This window comes from Streptomyces sp. UF-297 (genome assembly GCF_058245575.1).
Map to the genome: position 1 here is coordinate 399,480 of NZ_JBSIBZ010000001.1, position 15,976 is coordinate 415,455.

A 15,976-nucleotide genomic window follows, 5' to 3' on the forward strand; every position below is an offset into this window, starting at 1 on the left:
TTCTGCGTGCAGGGAGTGCTCGGTGAAGACGGCGCGGGAAGTTCATGTCGCTCAGGGCACGCGGCCGCCGCCTGTCGGCGGCCGCCGCCATGAACGGGCCACCGGATCCCGGACGGGGGCGGCTTCCGCCGCGGAGCGCGTGCGGTCAGGGGCGCCGCCCGGCCCCTGCCGTCGTCCGTCGCTGCCCGTGCCACGCGATGTCCACCCTTCGTCCCGCCCCGCCCCGACCTCTTGACGCCTCCGCCGCCCTGGACATGGGTGTTGGTGGCCCTTGTCTGCTCTGCCCCGGGCACGGCCGGCCATGCCCAAGTGGCCGACCACATCGCCCCGTTGGTCAACCGAACCATCTCGCGAGTTCGATTGCCATGCCGTCGAGGCTTCGCGCCCGGGTGTCCTACGTCCATTCCTGCGGCCGCAGTTGCGCGCTGAAGCGGCTGTACTCGGCGAACCAGCGTCTTCGGCAGCGGTCGTTCCACTCGGCGACCTGTTCGGGGGCGGGGGAGCGGGCCTCGGACGGGGGGAGCAGGAGTGACCACAGGGGGCTGATGCGGGCGCCGCGGGCGGCCTTGGCGGGGGAGCCCATGCCGAAGTGGACGGCGGTGCAGCGGTGTTCGATGGCGTAGGAGATGGGTGCGTAGAAGAGGAGGTTGGCGTAGGTGCTGATGTCGGCGGGGAGCTTGTCGTAGGCGAAGCCGACGTTGCGGGCGTACAGGACGTTGTCCCAGGTGAAGAAGAGGGCGTAGCCGAGGAGGTCGCCGGTGGGGCCGCGGCCGAGGAAGACGCGGCTGTGGGCGTCCAGGGCGTGGGCGTAATGGCCCAGGAGGCGCGTCATCTGGGCGTCGGTGCTGCGGTGGCCGTATTTGCGCTGGACGTTGGCCAGGAGCGGGCCGAGCTGTTCGTGGTGCTCGCCGAGGCGGACGACCTCGACGCGCAGGCCGTGGGCGCGGAAGCGGGTGATCTCGCGGCGTACGGCGTGGCGGCGTTTGGCGGAGAGGTGCTGGACGTACTCCTCGAAGCCGGCGTAGGGCAGGGGCAGCCAGGAGTCGACGCCGAAGGGGGAGAGCAGCAGCGGGCAGGGGCGGTCGCCGTCCGGGACGCCGGTGAGGGAGTCGGTGAGGAGGGTGGCGGCGTCGGAGGTGAGGTAGAGCAGGGCCGTGCTGTGGGCGCCGCGCTTTTCGGCGAGGTCGTGGAGACCTGCCAGGAGTTGCCGGACGGCCTGGCAGCGCTGGGCGGGGGTGAGGGCGGGGTCGGTGAGGAGGTCGGTGACGTAGCCGCTGCGGGTGCCGGCGAGGAGGCCGGGGTACCAGGGGCAGTGGTTGGCCCGGGTGAGGCCGGGGAGGCGGGCGAACTGGTCGCGGTAGTCGTAGGCGTCCAGGCCGTCGTCGGGCCGGGTGATCTCGTAGGCGGGCAGGGCGGCGGCGAGGCGCCCGGCGCGGGTGCAGGTGAGGTACCAGGCCTGGTCGGGGTGGTAGCGCTCGGAGTAGGTGAGGTAGGGGTGGCTGGTGTAGAGGCTGCGGCCGCGGGCGATGCGGCTCCAGTCGGCGGGGTGGAAGGCGTCGATGGTGGAGGCGAGGTGGGGGGTGGGGTCGAGGGGGACGGCGCGGCCGGTCTGGTGGGTCATCCGTGGCCCCCGTTCTTGCGCCGCCGGGCTTCCAGGCGCCGGACGAGGACGGCGAGGGGGACGGTGACGAACAGGTAGCAGCAGCCCGCGGCGATGATGGGGGTGCTGTTGCTGTGGGTTCCGGCGACGTCCTGGCCGAACTTGGACAGTTCGCGCTGGTTGAGGCTGACGCCGAGGAAGAGGACGAGGGAGGAGTCCTTGAAGGCGGCGACCAGTTCGTTGGTCAGCGGCGGGATCATGGTGCGCAGGGCCTGCGGGAGGATGACGGAGGTCATGGCCAGCCGGTCCGACATGCCCAGGGAGAAGGCGGCTTCGACTTGGCCGCGGGGGACGGCGTCGATGCCCGCGCGGAAGGTTTCGGCGAGGTAGGCACTGGAGACCAGGCCGAGGGCGAGGCCCGCCTGGCCGATGATGCCGCCGGGCACGGTGAAGCCGGGGAAGGCCAGGGGCAGGCCGACGCCGATGAAGGCGAAGACGAGCAGGGCGGGCAGGCCGCGGAAGACCTCGACGTAGACGGTGGCGATCCAGCGGTAGGGGGCGAGGGAGGACAGGCGCATGAGGGCGACGACGAGGCCGAGGGCGAAGCCGAACCCGTAGCCGACCGCGGTGTACAGGACGGTGTTGCGCAGGGCGACGGTGACGAGGTCGGGGAACATCTTCCCGGCGATGCGGGGTTCGGCGAAGTTGCGTTGCAGGTCGGCCCAGTTGGCGGTGGCGACGACGGCGAAGGCGCCCAGGGCGAGCAGGGCGTACTGGGCGATGAGGAGCAGGGTGCGGCGACGGCGGTCCGGCAGCCAGGCGGGGACCTCCTTGATGGTGGTCATCCGGTGGCCTCCGGGGCGGACGTGGGGGAGGACGTGGGGAAGGGCGGCGTGGGGGTGACGCCGATCCACTTCTCGTACAGGCGGTCGTAGGTGCCGTCGCGGCGGGCGGCGGCGAGGGTGTCGTTGATGAGGGCGAGCAGGCGGGGGTTGCGGTCCTTGCGGACGGCGAAGGCGTAGTCCTGTTTGGCGTCGATGGTCAGGGCGGTGGTGAAGGCGGCGGCGTGGGCGGGGTCCTTGAGCCAGGTGGCGACGGCGGGGCAGTCCTGCAGAAGGGCCTGGACGCGTCCGGCCTGCAGAGCGTCGAGCTGGCCGTCGACGGTGGCGAAGGAGTGCGGGTCGATGCCCGCGCCGCGGGCGTAGTCGGCGCCGGTGGTGCCGGACTGGACGCCGAGGCTGAGGTGCCCGGCGCGGGCGTCGGCCAGGGAGACGTTCTGGGTGCCGCGGCGGACCACCACGCACAGCACCGCGCGGAAGTAGGGGGCGGAGAAGTCAACGTACTGTTCGCGGTCCTCGGTGCGGGCCAGGGCGCCGGCGATGATGTCGCAGCGGCCCGCGTTGAGGACGGTGCCGGTCTTGAGGACTTCGAAGGGGAAGTCGACGACGCGCTGGGTGACGCCGAGTTTCTTCGCGACGAGTGCGGTCATGTCGATGTCGAATCCCACGACGCGGCGGTCCTGTTCGTACTCGAAGGGCGGGTACGGGAGGTTGGTGCAGGTGGTCAGGTGACCGGAGGAGACGAGGGGGACGCCGGAGACGGTCTGGCCCTGCATGCCGCAGCCGCTGCTGAGGGCGGCGAGCAGGAGGAAGGCGTACAGGGCGGTGGGGAGCCGTCGCATCAAGGGGCCTCTGCCAGCGGGTCGGCGCCGATGCCGTGCCAGGGGAACCACAGGCGGGTGCTGCCCGGGGTGATCCTGGCGATCGCGGCCAGGCCCTCGACGGCTTCGGCGACGGCCTCGGCGGTGGGGGGCTCGTGCCCGAACCGGCGCGCGAACAGGGCGCGTTGGGACTCGTCCAGGGATTCGGTCACGGCGGTGAGCACCAGCGAGCCGAACGCCACCCGGTGTTGGCGGCAGGTGGCGGTCAGGGCGAGGGTCATGACCCGGTCGGCCGCCTTCGCCGCGGAGACGAGGGATTCGGCCGCGGAGGGGAAGTCGCCCAGGGAGCTGTCGAGGCGTACCAGCGCGCAGGACGGCGGGAGTTGGGGTACGAGGGCTTCCAGGAGGCGTCCCCGGGCCAGGGAGTTGACCCACAGCACGCGCTCGGCCTCGGCCCGCTCGGTGTGCAGGGGTGCGCCGGTGTAGGCGCCGATCGCGTCCACGACGAGGGCCAGCCGGCCGGGCCGGACCTGGTGGGTGAAGCCGGGCCAGCCGGCCTCGTCGGTGATGTCCAGGGTGACGAACGTGGCACCGGCAGGTGCCGGTCCGGTGCGGCCGGCGGCGAGGACTTCGTGGCCGGCGGCCGCGAACCTCGCGCACAGGGCCGCACCGAGTACGCCCGTGCCCCCGAGGACCAGTACGGTCTGCCTCACCGGGCCGACGGCATGCTCTCGGCCCGCATGACCTTGGTGATCCGGCGCAGCCCGGAGAGCCACAAGTCGTAGATCTCCTCGGCGGTCAAGGTGGCGGTGTTCATCACCGAGGGGATGTCCTCGCGCCACAGCCGCCAGGGCTTGCGCTCGATGGAGACGTTGTACTTCTCCGGGTCGCGGTAGATGGATGTGCCTGGGTAGGGGGTGCAGATGAAGTAGTCGACCAGGTCGGTCAGGCCCGCGTCGAGCAGGCCGATCATGTCCCGCAGGGTGGCGTCGGCCGAACGGCGTGTCTCGCCGGGCGCTCCCACCATCCAGTACGTGAGCACCGACAGGCCGTACTCCTTGGCCCGTTCGCACGCGGCCCTCAACTGGTCGTCCGTGATGCGTTTTTGCAGGTTCTGGATGACCTCGGGGTCGGTGCTCTCCGCGCCGATGTTGATCAGGCGGCAGCCCGCGTCCGGCATCTTCGCCAGCAGCTTGCGGTCGGGCTCGCGCACCAGCAGGTTGGCGCGGGTCTGGCAGAACCAGGGGATGCCCACCTCGCCGAGCAGGTCGATGACGGCGGAGCAGTGGTCGTGGTTGAGGGTGAAGACCTCGTCGCCGACGAACAGCACGCCCGGGTCGAAGCGTTCCTTCATCCGGTACAGCTCCCGGCGCAGCCGGTCGATGTCCTGGACGTAGGGCTTCATGCCGATCCAGAGGGTGTCCGCGCAGAACGAGCACCGGTAGGGGCAGCCCAGGGTGGCGTAGATCCGCGCGTAGTGCAGCGGGTATCCGGGCGGCAGGACGTCGTAGTCGGCGTCCATCGTCCAGTAGTCCTGGAACAGTCCGCGCTGTTCCGGCTTCTTCTCGCCGCTTCCGGGCGAGAGCAGGCCGGGGAAGCCGTTGCCGGGCGTGCGGCCCGCGGCCAGTTCGGTCAGCAGGTGGGCCAGCGGTGCCTCGCCGCGGCCGACGGTGACGTAGTCGAAGCCGTCGCGCAGGGCCTCGTGCGGGAGTTCGCTGACGTGCGGGCCGCCGACGACGACCGTGGTGCCGGGCGAGAGCCGTTTGATCTTGCGGGCGAGGTTCACCGACAGCAGGTAGTTGGCGGTGTACGGGGACAGCGCCACCACCGTCGGGTTGGAGGCGCTGACCTTCTCGGCGAGGGAGTCGACGGGGACGTTGGCCTCGGGGCCGGTGTGGATGGCGAAGTCGTGGAGTTCGGGCGCCCAGTCCAGCTGTTTGCACACCGCCGACAGGCGGGTGATCCACAGCGGGAGTTCGGGAATGGTGTACGCCTCGCCCTGCGGGAAGTCGAGGTCGAATATCCGGCCCATCACCCGCCAGTATTCGGCGTAGTACTCGTTTTCCTCAGCCGAGGGTTCGGGCTTGGTAATCAGCGGGAGCTGTACGAAGGATATCGACCGAGACGACATTGCTCTCCTTCTTCTCCTGGTAAACCTTGTAGGTCATGCACCCGCCCTGGCACTTCTGCTTGAGATGCATCTCGCAGGTGACGCATTCGGGGAAGGAGGGACGCTGCTTGAGCTCGGCGTCCTTGGCCCGGTGCTGTTCGATGACATCGGCCAGTTCGTTGCTCGAGGTGGGCCGCGGCGCGGTGAAGACCGGCATCGCGGTGCAGTAGCTGACCCGCCCGTCCACGTGGAAGTAGGCGAAGGGCTTGCAGCGGCGTACGAGCGCGAACTTCTCGGCGTACTGCTCGAGGAAGTCCCGGTCGAAGATGCACAGCGGAACCGGCAGGTCCGGCGAGGTCTGCACGCCGCGCGCCTCGGCGTGCAGCAGCATTTGCTGGACGGCCGGGCCGAGTTCGCGCATCTGGTGCAGGCCCAGGAACGGGGTGCCGCCGGAGGTCGGCGTGGAGAAGATCCAGGTGAACGAGGAGCCGTGGTCGGCAGCGAGGTCGACGAGTTCGGTGAAGGGGAAGTCCGGGCCGTCGATCACGCCGATGATCGAGGTGTCGCACTTCTGCGACATTGCCGTCAGGTTGTCCTGCCAGCGCTTGCGCAGCCACGAGAACTTCTCGAAGAGCAGTTCGTCGTAGTGGAAGCTCAAGCGGGTGACCGCCGGGCTGTTCAGCATCACGTCACGGCGCTTTTCGTTGAAGCCGCCGTTGGTGTAGACGGTGGTGGTCCAGCCGCGCCGCTCGATCTCGCCGAGGTATCCGGTGAGGTTGGGGATGATGGTGGGCTCGCCCCCCACGAGGTAGACCTCGGGGAAGTCGGAGATGTCGGTGAGCATGTCCAGCACCTCGCGGAACTGCTCCAGCGGCATCGTGTGCTGTTCGGTCTTCTGGTCGCGTGCGTAGCAGTACGTGCACACGTCGGTGTTGCACAGCGACGTGATCGACACGTACGCGCCCTTGTAGGTGTGGACCCGCTTCTTCTGCTGCGGGGTCTGGGCGTTCCAGCCGTGGGAGGTGAACCGGTAGTCCGCTACCTGAGACGTCATTGCTTGTATCCCCTCGGCGGCCGGGCGCGTCAGCGCGTGGCCGCCCACTCGGAAAGTCGCTCCGTCACGGGAGCCGGCCAGTGGTGGCCCCGGTCGAGCATGGCTTGTTCGGCGATCTCGAACTGTCCGAAGAATTCTTCGCAGACGCTGAGCGCCACCGCCGCGTCGAAGGGGCGGCAGGAAAAGACGTCCAGAAAGAACTGGCCCAGCAGAGGATAGGTGTGAATGGCCGCGTGGGACTCCTGGAGGATGACCACGCTCGAATAGCCGTAGTGCTCTTGGTCCCCCGGCTCGGATGCAGTGAGAGGCCCATCGAGGATTTTCATGCCAATGCGCCCGACGAGGTTGCGCAGGAACGTGCTGACCGTTTCGGGGTCGTCGAGCTGATCGGGCCGCGTCACATGCTGCACGCGCAGCATCAGGTGCGACCCGTAGATCGAGCCGAACTGTGTTTCTGGCATACCCGCACCGTACTCAGGATGCGTGTGCGGGCCATCAGTAGGATTACCGATCCTTCGGCACGGGGGTACGCAGGGCCGGGGCCTGGGGACCGGGCGGCCACCGAGCCGCAGCCTCACGCCGAGGCGTCCCTCACCGGCACCTCGGCCCCAACTGCGGCCGTCTCGGGGGCCGGAGGGCGCATCCGGTGGTAGCGCATGGCCGCCTCCGAGCGGTTGCGGGCGCCGAGCCGTTCCAGGATGTGGGCGACATGGGTGTTGGCCGTGCGGGTGCTGATGGTGAGCTCCTCGGCGATCTCCCGGTCGGTCAGGCCGTTGGCGACGAGTTGCAGGACCTGGGCCTGGCGGGGGGTGAGGTCCGCCAGTGGGGCGGGGGCCTCGCCGTGGGCAGTGGCGGGGTGCTCGGCGGCCTCGGCGATCCGGCGGTGCAGGGGTTCGGCGCCCATCTGGAGGGCCAGGCCGTGTGCGGTGCGGAGCACGCCGCGGCCTTCGGCGGAGTGCGGCTCCTTGGCCAGGAGGGCCTGGCCCTCGCGGATGAGGGCGGGGGCCAGGCGGGCCAGCGCGCCGGTGCGGCGGAAGACGGCGGCGGCGCGGGACCAGCGCTCGGTGCGGTGGTCGCCGAGGTGGCGCTCGGCGTGGGCGCGGGCCAACTCGATGACGCCGTCGGTCAGTTCCACATCGGCGGCCACGCAAACGCGGGAGCGCGCGTAGACCTCCTCGGCCACGTCCAGCACCTCGGGCACGGTGTGTGCGCAGCGCTCCTCGGTGCCGGTGCGGTCGCTGTGGGCCTCGATGACGGCGGCCAGCGCGTGGACGAGGAAGAGGCCGACGCCGTGCGGGGGCAGGGCCTGGGTGGACAGCACCAGGGCGCGGTCGGAGAGCTCCTCCAGGGCCTGGTGGTGGTGCAGGGCGGAGGCGATGGGGATGAGCAGACTCAGGAAGTACGTCTCGTGCACGAGGTTGTCGACCGGGAGCAGGCGCTGGAGTTCGGGGATGCGGCCGCTGTCGACGGGGCGGCCCTGGTGGACGGCGAGGTAGCAGGAGACGAGGTGCTCCTCGGTCTCCAGGATCGATTTGGGGTTGCTGGGCAGGCGGTGCAGGAGGAGTCCGGCGGCCTCGCCCCAGGCGCCCGCTTCGATGAGGTCCTCGATGAGGGCCAGGCGGAGCATGGTGCCGCCGGAGTAGGTGTGGCCGTTCCGGTCGGCGAAGCGGAGCCCTTCCCGGCGGATGCGGATGGAGTCGGACAGGCGGCCGCTCATCATGTACGCGGAGCGGGACTCGGTGAAGTAGCTGCGCAGCGCCACGTCGGCGCTGTCGATGCGCAGGGCGGCCTCGCGGGCGTCGCGGGCGTGCTTGATGGAGGCGTCGAGTTCGCGTACGCAGCTGGTGGCCTCGGCGAGGTTCATGTCGACGATGGCCCGCAGGTAGAGGTCGTGGGACTGCTCGGCGATGGAGCGGGCGCGGGTGAGCAGGGTCATGCCGCCGTGGAGGTGCCCGGTCAGGACGCGGGACAGGCCGCAGGAGCACAGGACGCGGGCCCAGGTGTGGGGGGTGTCGGTGGTGGCCAGTTCGGCCAGGGCGCGTTCGTAGCACTCGCGGCATTCCTGTCCGGAGTCCTGTCGGTTGCTGCCTTCGAGGTAGCGGCCGAGGTGCTCGTGGAGCAGGGCCCGGGAGGGCTCGGCGCACGGACCGGCATGCGTTTCGCCGAGGGCCTGGGTGATCAGCGTACGGGCGGTGGTGACGTCGCCGGAGGCGAAGGCGGCTTCGGCGGCGCGGCGCAGGACTTCGGGGCGCGAGGTCTCGGGCAGCGGCCACTGGGCGAGGTGGTGCGATATCTCCAGGGCGCGTTCGTACAGGCGCAGGGCGTCGGCGGGGGAGGAGACGTCGATGAGGAGGGCGGCGTGGACGGCGGAGGTCAGGGCGGCGATCCGCTCGCCCGCGGCGTGCCAGTGGTTGGCGATGCGCAGGGCGATGAGGTGGGTGGTGTCGTCGGCCAGGGCCGACTGGGCGGTGAGGGTGGCGGCGACGTGGCGGTGGAGCTGGGCGAGGTCGCCGGGCAGGAGCTCGCCGAGGAGGGCTTCGCCGATGAGGGAGTGGCGGAACTGGTAGCGGCCGTCGCGACCGGTGATGAGCTTGGCGGCGACGGCTTCGCGCAGGCTGACACGCAGGCCGGGCCCGTCCCACAGGGCGGCGAGCATGTCCTGGGAGGCGGGATGGCCGATGACCGCGAGGAGCTCCAGCAGGCTGCGGGTGCGGTGGGACACGCGGGTGGTGCGGGCCAGGAGGAGGTCCTTGAGGGTGTCGGGCAGCGTTTCGCCGCTGCCCCAGGCGTCCTGGAGGAACTCGCAGTACAGAGGGTTGCCACCGGAGCGCCGGTGGATCTCGCGGGCCATGTCGTCGGCGATGTCGGTGCCGCCGCGGGCGGCCAGCAGGTGGCGGATGTCGTCGGCGGTCAGGGAGCGCAGCTCGATGATCTCGGCTCCGGCGCGGACGAGTTCGGCGACGAGCGAGAGGTGGGCTTCGTTCGGGGTGGGTTCGTCGGTGCGGTCGGTGAGCAGGAGCAGGACGCGGGCGCGCTGGAGGTTGTGGTGGAGGAACTGGATCAGCTCGCGGGTGGCGGCATCGGCCCAGTGGATGTCCTCGACGGCCAGGACCACGGTGGCGTGCCGGCTGACGCGGACCAGGGTGCTCAGGACCTGTTCGGCGATCTGGGCGGCGGCGGGCCGGGGCGCGCCGGAGGCGGCGGGGGCGCCGAGCGTGGACAGCGCCTCGCTCAGCGTCTTGAGCTCGTGGGCGAGTTCGGCGCGCCTCGGGGCCCAGCGCAGACGGATGACGGGGGCGCGCAGGGCCTGGATGAGAGGGGCGAAGGGGCCGCCGAACAGGCGCAGGGAGAGACAGTCGCCCTTGAGGAGGATGACGTCGTCGCGTTGGGCGATCTCGGCGAACTCGCCCAGTAATCGGCTCTTGCCGATGCCCGCCTCGCCACGGATCAGCAGGAAGCCGGGACGGCCCGCCTCGGCCTGGTCCAGGTGGCGGACCAGGGCCTGCAGGTGACCGTCCCGGCCGATCATCACGGAGCTTTTCCTGCGCATACGGCTGCCTCCGAACAAGCGTCTCCGTCACAGACCGGTCGGGTCGTGGGGTGAGTGGGCGCTTCTGCTGGGCGGTCCGGGGTGGTGGTCCCGGGGTGGCCGTGGCGGCGGCCGCTGGGCGGCGTGGGGTATGCCCTCAGCCACGGGGGGCCGTGACGGTGCCGGAGCTCTGGCCGGCGTCGCCGATGTCGTAGAGCTGCCCGCTCGATTCCCAGCTCCTGAGCCGGCGGTAGTCGCGCATGATCTGCTCCTGGGAGTCGTGCAGGAGGTAGACGTGTCCGGGGGAGGTGACGACGTCGACGGTACGGTGGATCTCCGCGCCCTCGCTGATCTTGCTGAGGATGCCGAAGTACGAGGGCAGCTGGTCCAGCAGGGCCATGCCCTCGGTGCTGCGCACATAGCCGGAGCGGTCGGCGATGAGCGAGATCATCGAGGCCTGCTTGTGCAGTTGGTACTCGGTGGTGACACGGCGCTTGAAGGTCTCGGGGGACGCGTAGCACTCGGCGGTCAGGGTCGCGTGGTTGTCCCCGGTGGCGGCGGTGACCGCTTCGGGCAGGATGCTGCCGACCGGGCGTGCGGCGGTCTCGATGAGCACGGGCCCGGCGTCGGTGAGCATGATCTCGGTGTGGGCCGGCCCCCAGGCGACGCCGAGCGCGTCGAGGATCGCGCAGGCGTACGTGACGAGTTCCTGTTGCCGCTCGCCCTGACGCGGCAGCAGGTCCTCGCGGTCGGAGACGACGGCGGCGCCTTCGATCTCCTTGGTCTCGTCGGTCCAGATCTCGGCGACGTAGTGCCCGCCGTCGGCGCTGACGGTGTTGACGTAGTACTGGTTGCCCTTGAGGAACTGCTGCACCAGCACCTGCTGGTTGATGCCGCCGATGATGTTCTCCGAGCCCAGAATCCGCTCGGCCGCGGCGCGCACGGCCACGGCGTCGTGGCAGAAGTGCACATTGTCGGTGCCACCGCTGTCGACGGGCTTGACGACGACCGGCCACTGCCCTTGCCGGGTGGCCCAGGCGGCGGCGTCGTCCGGGTCGGCGCAGCGGTGGTCGACGGGGGCGAGCAGCCCGGCCCGGCGCAGGGCCTGGGCCATGTGGCCCTTGTCGCGGCGGTCACGGCTCTGGGCGGTGCCGTTGGTGGCCAGGCCCAGCATCTCGCTGAGCGCGTCGGCGAGTTCGACGCCGCTCTCGGTACCGGCGATCACGAACTCGACGCCGCGGGAGGACAGCCAGGCGGCGGTCGGTTCGAGCCGGCCCTGGTGGACGTACAGCTCGCGGTAGACGGAGGAGTCGAAGCCGTGGGTGAAGTGGTCGGGGATCTCGACGCTGCTCTGCACGTGCAGGCAGTCCACACCGAGGTCCTCGAAGGCGGCGGGCAGATACCGGCCGGTGGAGTAGCCGTCCACGACAGCGCCGACGCGCTGGTGCATGACGCATCAATCCTTCTCAGTCGCGTGCGCGGTCGCGCCCTTGGAAACCTGCTGCCCGGCCGCCCGGCGAGGCGCCGCAGGGCCTGGGGGCAGGCGAACAGCCACCTGCCGGTCGGTGCTGGTGGCGGAGGAGGGGCCGGGGGGGACCTGGGCGCCCACCTCCTCAACACTTCAGTACGGCTCAGTACTTCACGATGGGGTTATCGGTGTTGGCCATCAACGTCGCCCAGTCCGCCGCGCCGACCTCGATGGTCTCGGTCGGCGGTCCGGGGGAGAAGATCAGACGCGGCTCCTGCTCCAGGACACCGTCCACCAACAGGGTCACCTCCGGCGCGAGGCCGAAGGGAACGGCGCAGCCGGGCAGGCAGCCGGTGACCGCCTTGAGTTCGTCACCGGAGCCGATGGAGAACTTCTCGCCCAGCGCCGCGCGTGCCCGCGCGGTGTCGAGCCGCGCACCCTCGACCGAGACGAACATCGCGTACCGCCCGCTCTTGCAGCGCAGGAACAGCGACTTGGTCTCGGTACCCGTCAGACCGAACTGCTCCCGGACCCGAGCGGCGGTCTCATAGTCGAGGACCGGATCGTGCTCATGGGGGGTGAAGTCGATTCCGGAGCGGGCGAAGAGCTTTGCGACGCGCTGCCGGAGGTCGCTGACGGTGGGCTGCTCGGCGGCTGACGTGTGCCCGTCCACCATGGGTGAATCATTCCTTCCGCAAGGCCTGAGAGCTGATCAGACTACCCCGGCCGCTTCGCCACTCACCAGCCCTCGGATGGTCAACAACCCCCTCCGCCCAAAGGAGTTGATCAGCAGATCCGCTGGCCGGTGACGGGCGCTGGCACAGCCTTCGGCCTGCGTTCGGGCCATGGGTGACGGGTGTCCGGGGGCGCCGGGCCGCCACGCCGATGGGGCTGCGCTGACTGCGTATCAGGGGAGTGGTTCTCTCCCGGCAGGTGAGGCAAGTCAGGTGGCCTCCTGCTTGCCTCACCTGCGTCCGAGGGGGTCAGGCGGGTTGGCCGGTCACCCGTGGCAACTCGCTTGTCAGCCGGGCAGGCGCCAGAGCTGGCCGCTGCCGAAGCCGCGGTCGCACACCCAGGCGTGGAGGGCGCCGCCCTGGCCGTCGGCGGTCAGGCACCCCCCGTCGGGATAGCCGTTCTCCATGTTGTACACGGAGCGGATCTTGTACCAGCCGTTGCCGTAGTCCTCGAAGCGCCAGAGCTGGTTGGTGCCTCCGTGCTCCTTGATCAGATGCAGGTTCCAGCCGTTGGGGACGACGTCCATCACCATGCCGCCGCGGAAGTCCGTCTCGATCAGCCAGCGGCCGTTGCCCTTGTCCCACAGGGCCCACTTCTGGGCCTGGGTTCCGTTGGGGCTCCAGGACTGGATCTTGGTACCGGAGCTGGTCTTGCTGTTGTCCAGGTCGGCGGCGAAGCCGTTGTCCGAGATCAGGGACGTGACGCGGCCGTGGGCGGGCTTGATGCTGCCGCCCGCGTTACGGGCATCGGCCGCTTCGTGCGCCGACTTCTGCGGTCTGGTGGGGAACCAGTAGGTGTACTGGTCCGAGCGGCTGCCGGGCGTTCCGGTGTAGTGGTCGGAACCGTAGTGCCGCCAGTTGTGGTAGCCGTAGTTGCCTTCCTCGCTCCAGACCTTGCCGTCGGAGTCGAAGACGTAGACGTCGTAGGAAGCGGATGCGTCCTTGCCCTGGTAGTGGACGGTGCCGAAGCAGTTGGCTTTCTGGAGGACGTCCTCCTTGAAGCCGCGGCCGGCCCGGAAAATGCTGATGTTGTACTCACCCTTGGTGAGGTACGCGAGCCTCTTCTCCAGGCTCTCCACGAAGCCCGCCTGGTCGGCGCGCGTCTCGGCGCTCTTCTTGGCCTCGTCGATGAGGGCCTTGACGAAGTTGGCCCCGGAGAAGATCCCGCCGATGAGGGCCCCGGCTTCGGCGCTGAGCCCGCCCTCGGAGCTCCTGGGCGTGATGGCCCCGGTCCTGACGACGGGCTTGCCCACTCCGTTGACGAACTGACGGCATACCAGGCCTTCGGTGCTGTCCGCGGAGGCGGTGGCGGGCGCGACGACGCCGACGGTGGCCGTGGCCGCCAGGGCCGTGACGGCCACCGTCAGGGCCCGGGTGAATCTGCGTAACATGAAGAGTTCGACTTCCTGCTGCAAAGGATGATCCGGGCGGCGCCCGGAGATCGGTTCGCCAGGAAGGTACGAATTGTCGATCAACAAACGATCAACGCGAAACCTGTGCTTTGAGCCTTCACTCCTCAACGATCTCCCGCCGCACCGAGCCTTGAAGGCGGACGCCGCCTGCGCGGCGCACCCGATGGTCTTGTGCGTGGGGGCAGCAGGGGTGGCCTGTGACGGTTGGTAGTGGGTCACGCGCTGGCTGATCGTCTGCCGGGCGGGGTCGCGGGCCCTCGGAGTGATCGTCCCCGGACGGTCCCGGGTGCGGCGTATGCGTCGGAAGTGGCCAGTGGGATGGCGGAAGGCCGCGGGAGATCGGTGAGGGCAGGAAGGCGGGGCGGCGTATTGAAGATCAATTGGTGGTTGTTGATCTATGTGGGCGCCCGCTAGAACCAGGAGCAATCCATCGGATCAGGTAGAACCCGGACACCACTTCTCAGGATGTAACCACCAGTTTCTAAACTTGGGCACAAATTGAACACATCCCCTCTCCATACTGGCCTCGATGGTCTAGATTGACCGTGCTTCAGCCGTTCGGTCGCAAGGCGACCAATGATGATCTATAGGTCTGACGCCACGGACAGCCAGCAATCACGTCCCCGGCGCCAGTCGTGAGCAGTGATCAATTCTCGGAGCCCGGGAGGGGGCCTTGGGTGCGGGGAGCACCCGGGGTTTCGACGGGTTTCCGCGCACCTCGAGAGTCTGGCAGGGCACGCGAGTCCGCTGCCGCCAGGGTGAGTTGTTCAAGTAGCGCTGCATCAGCCGGGCATGTCATGCGCCCGCGGCGGGGGCCTCCCGAGGTGAGGAACAGCGTGGCGCGGGGGGCGGGGGCCTCCCGAGGGGGAGGGACAGTGTTGGGCGAACATGTCGAACCCACTGGTGACCTGGGGGGGTCTGTGCAGCAGGGGGAATTAGTCAACCCGCTTTCGTCGGCGCGCGGGCGTCTGGCGAGCGGGGAAATCAGCCATTCAACCATCGACTGGGAACAGCGATATCGCCGTACCGTGATCACCAGCGATACCGTGGCCACCGCCTTCGTGGTGGCGGCGATCGGCCTTTTCTTCGGGGCCCGGGACGCGGCCAACTGGCACGAGAAGTGGGGAATTCTCGCATTCGGCACCGAGTTGCTGGTGGTGGGAGCGCTTGCGGTGAGCCGGTCGTGGGCTCCGGCCGTGCTCGGCCAGGGCGCCGAGGAATTCCGCAGGCTCGGACGCTCGCTGTTCACGGCGGCCGTTGTATTGGCGCTCGGCGGGATTGCTCTCACCTCGCGCAATATCAAGCTATGGATCTTCGTCGCGATCCCGGCGATCGCGCTCGTGACCATGACCGAGCGGTATCTGCTGCGCCTGTGGCTGCATAAACAGCGGAAGGAAGGACGGTGCCTGAGACCGGTGCTCGCTGCCGGGAGTCTGGCCACCGTGCGCGACCTGATCACCCGGGCCCGCAAGTTCCCGCACCTCGGCTGGCGGGTGGACGCGGTGTGCACGGCGGACGGCCTCGGGCTCGACGGTGACCAACTGGACGGAGTGCCGGTCGTCGGCCGACTGGCTGACGTCGCGGGTCACGTCCGCCGCGACGGCTACCGTGTCGTCGCGGTCACACCGGACCCGCACTGGTCACCGGACCGGCTGCAGCGGCTGGCCTGGAACCTCGAAGGCAGCGATGCCGAGATGGTCGTGGCCCCCGTACTGATGGAGGTGGCGGGACCGCGGCTGCACGTCGACGCGGTGCTCGGGATCCCGCTGCTGCGGGTCAGCATGCCGACCTTCACCGGGGGCCGCCGGGTGATCAAAGGGGTCGTCGACCGGCTGGGCGCGGCGGCCCTGTTGATGGTGTTCGCGCCGCTGATGGTGCTCGTCGGGCTGATCGTGCTGGCGGACAGCCGGGGCGGGGCGCTCTACCGCCAGCGCAGGGTCGGCAAGGACGGCCGCGAGTTCACCATTTTCAAGTTCCGCACCATGGTTGCCGGGGCCGACGCGGCACGTGCCCAGCTGGCCCACCGCAACGAGGGCGCAGGCCTGCTGTTCAAGCTCCGCCGGGATCCGCGGGTGACCCGGGTGGGCGCGGTGCTGCGCCGGTACTCCATCGACGAGCTCCCGCAGCTGTTCAACGTGCTCACCGGATCGATGTCGCTCGTCGGACCGCGGCCTCCGCTACCGGAGGAGTCCGCGGTGTACGGGCCGGACATCCGGCGGCGGCTCCTGGTCAAGCCCGGGCTCACCGGCCTGTGGCAGATCAGCGGACGCAGCGACCTGCCGTGGGAGGAAGCGGTCCGGCTCGACCTGCGGTACGTGGAGGACTGGTCGCTCGCCCTCGACGCAGTGATCTTGTGGAAGACGCTGCGCGCGGTGCTCCAGGGCCAGGGGGCCTACTGATGTGTGGGGG

The 15,976-nt window shown here is 69.7% G+C and carries 12 protein-coding genes; 1 reads left to right on the forward strand and 11 read right to left on the reverse strand.

Annotation, left to right across the window (positions count from 1 at the left end; genetic code table 11):
• Positions 1–394: 394 nt before the first annotated feature.
• From AC4IJH_RS01820 to AC4IJH_RS01870, 11 genes are all read right to left on the reverse strand, one after another.
• Positions 395–1,621 carry a peptidogalycan biosysnthesis protein gene (locus AC4IJH_RS01820; RefSeq protein WP_490849639.1) on the reverse strand — a complete coding sequence of 409 codons (1,227 nt, stop codon included), beginning with the start codon at positions 1,619–1,621 and terminating at the stop codon, positions 395–397.
• Positions 1,618–2,445, reverse strand: coding sequence for an amino acid ABC transporter permease (locus tag AC4IJH_RS01825; RefSeq protein WP_490849640.1), 828 nt, complete (start codon positions 2,443–2,445; stop codon positions 1,618–1,620). Before AC4IJH_RS01825 ends, AC4IJH_RS01820 begins: the two co-directional genes overlap by 4 nt.
• On the reverse strand, positions 2,442–3,281 hold the full coding sequence (locus AC4IJH_RS01830; protein WP_490849641.1) for an ABC transporter substrate-binding protein: 840 nt from the start codon (positions 3,279–3,281) through the stop codon (positions 2,442–2,444). The genes AC4IJH_RS01825 and AC4IJH_RS01830 overlap by 4 nt, the downstream gene beginning before the upstream one ends.
• Positions 3,281–3,973, reverse strand: coding sequence for an SDR family NAD(P)-dependent oxidoreductase (locus tag AC4IJH_RS01835; protein WP_490849642.1), 693 nt, complete (start codon positions 3,971–3,973; stop codon positions 3,281–3,283). Before AC4IJH_RS01835 ends, AC4IJH_RS01830 begins: the two co-directional genes overlap by 1 nt.
• On the reverse strand, positions 3,970–5,391 hold the full coding sequence (locus AC4IJH_RS01840; protein WP_490849643.1) for a B12-binding domain-containing radical SAM protein: 1,422 nt from the start codon (positions 5,389–5,391) through the stop codon (positions 3,970–3,972). Before AC4IJH_RS01840 ends, AC4IJH_RS01835 begins: the two co-directional genes overlap by 4 nt.
• Positions 5,327–6,424: a radical SAM protein gene (locus tag AC4IJH_RS01845; protein ID WP_490849644.1), complete on the reverse strand. Its 1,098-nt coding sequence runs from the start codon at positions 6,422–6,424 to the stop codon at positions 5,327–5,329. The genes AC4IJH_RS01840 and AC4IJH_RS01845 overlap by 65 nt, the downstream gene beginning before the upstream one ends.
• A gap of 29 nt (positions 6,425–6,453) precedes the next feature.
• Positions 6,454–6,885 (reverse strand): S-adenosylmethionine decarboxylase family protein, encoded by a 432-nt coding sequence (locus AC4IJH_RS01850; RefSeq protein ID WP_490849645.1) that lies wholly within the window; start codon positions 6,883–6,885, stop codon positions 6,454–6,456.
• 113 nt (positions 6,886–6,998) lie between these two features.
• Positions 6,999–9,974 carry a helix-turn-helix transcriptional regulator gene (locus tag AC4IJH_RS01855; RefSeq protein ID WP_490849646.1) on the reverse strand — a complete coding sequence of 992 codons (2,976 nt, stop codon included), beginning with the start codon at positions 9,972–9,974 and terminating at the stop codon, positions 6,999–7,001.
• 136 nt (positions 9,975–10,110) lie between these two features.
• A complete protein-coding gene (locus tag AC4IJH_RS01860; RefSeq protein WP_490849647.1) occupies positions 10,111–11,403 on the reverse strand; it encodes an ATP-grasp domain-containing protein in 1,293 nt (430 codons plus the stop codon).
• 181 nt (positions 11,404–11,584) lie between these two features.
• A complete protein-coding gene (locus AC4IJH_RS01865; RefSeq protein ID WP_490849648.1) occupies positions 11,585–12,097 on the reverse strand; it encodes a YbaK/EbsC family protein in 513 nt (170 codons plus the stop codon).
• A 345-nt stretch (positions 12,098–12,442) separates the two neighbouring features.
• The gene (locus tag AC4IJH_RS01870) at positions 12,443–13,546 is read right to left on the reverse strand and encodes an RICIN domain-containing protein (RefSeq protein ID WP_490849649.1); all 1,104 of its coding nucleotides are present in this window, start codon (positions 13,544–13,546) and stop codon (positions 12,443–12,445) included.
• 941 nt (positions 13,547–14,487) lie between these two features.
• Here AC4IJH_RS01870 and AC4IJH_RS01875 point away from each other — a divergent pair.
• Positions 14,488–15,966, forward strand: a complete 1,479-nt coding sequence (locus AC4IJH_RS01875) for a sugar transferase (RefSeq protein ID WP_490849712.1) — start codon at positions 14,488–14,490, stop codon at positions 15,964–15,966.
• The last annotated feature ends 10 nt before the right edge of the window (positions 15,967–15,976 follow it).

What these genes read in the sequence shown, in the direction of transcription:
- AC4IJH_RS01820 (WP_490849639.1), bottom strand. Translation starts at nt 1,621, where the DNA reads ATGACCCACCAGACCGGCCGCGCCGTCCCCCTCGACCCCACCCCCCAC.
- AC4IJH_RS01825 (WP_490849640.1), bottom strand. Translation starts at nt 2,445, where the DNA reads ATGACCACCATCAAGGAGGTCCCCGCCTGGCTGCCGGACCGCCGTCGC.
- AC4IJH_RS01830 (WP_490849641.1), bottom strand. Translation starts at nt 3,281, where the DNA reads ATGCGACGGCTCCCCACCGCCCTGTACGCCTTCCTCCTGCTCGCCGCC.
- AC4IJH_RS01840 (WP_490849643.1), bottom strand. Translation starts at nt 5,391, where the DNA reads ATGTCGTCTCGGTCGATATCCTTCGTACAGCTCCCGCTGATTACCAAG.
- AC4IJH_RS01845 (WP_490849644.1), bottom strand. Translation starts at nt 6,424, where the DNA reads ATGACGTCTCAGGTAGCGGACTACCGGTTCACCTCCCACGGCTGGAAC.
- AC4IJH_RS01850 (WP_490849645.1), bottom strand. Translation starts at nt 6,885, where the DNA reads ATGCCAGAAACACAGTTCGGCTCGATCTACGGGTCGCACCTGATGCTG.
- AC4IJH_RS01855 (WP_490849646.1), bottom strand. Translation starts at nt 9,974, where the DNA reads ATGCGCAGGAAAAGCTCCGTGATGATCGGCCGGGACGGTCACCTGCAG.
- AC4IJH_RS01860 (WP_490849647.1), bottom strand. Translation starts at nt 11,403, where the DNA reads ATGCACCAGCGCGTCGGCGCTGTCGTGGACGGCTACTCCACCGGCCGG.
- AC4IJH_RS01865 (WP_490849648.1), bottom strand. Translation starts at nt 12,097, where the DNA reads ATGGTGGACGGGCACACGTCAGCCGCCGAGCAGCCCACCGTCAGCGAC.
- AC4IJH_RS01870 (WP_490849649.1), bottom strand. Translation starts at nt 13,546, where the DNA reads ATGTTACGCAGATTCACCCGGGCCCTGACGGTGGCCGTCACGGCCCTG.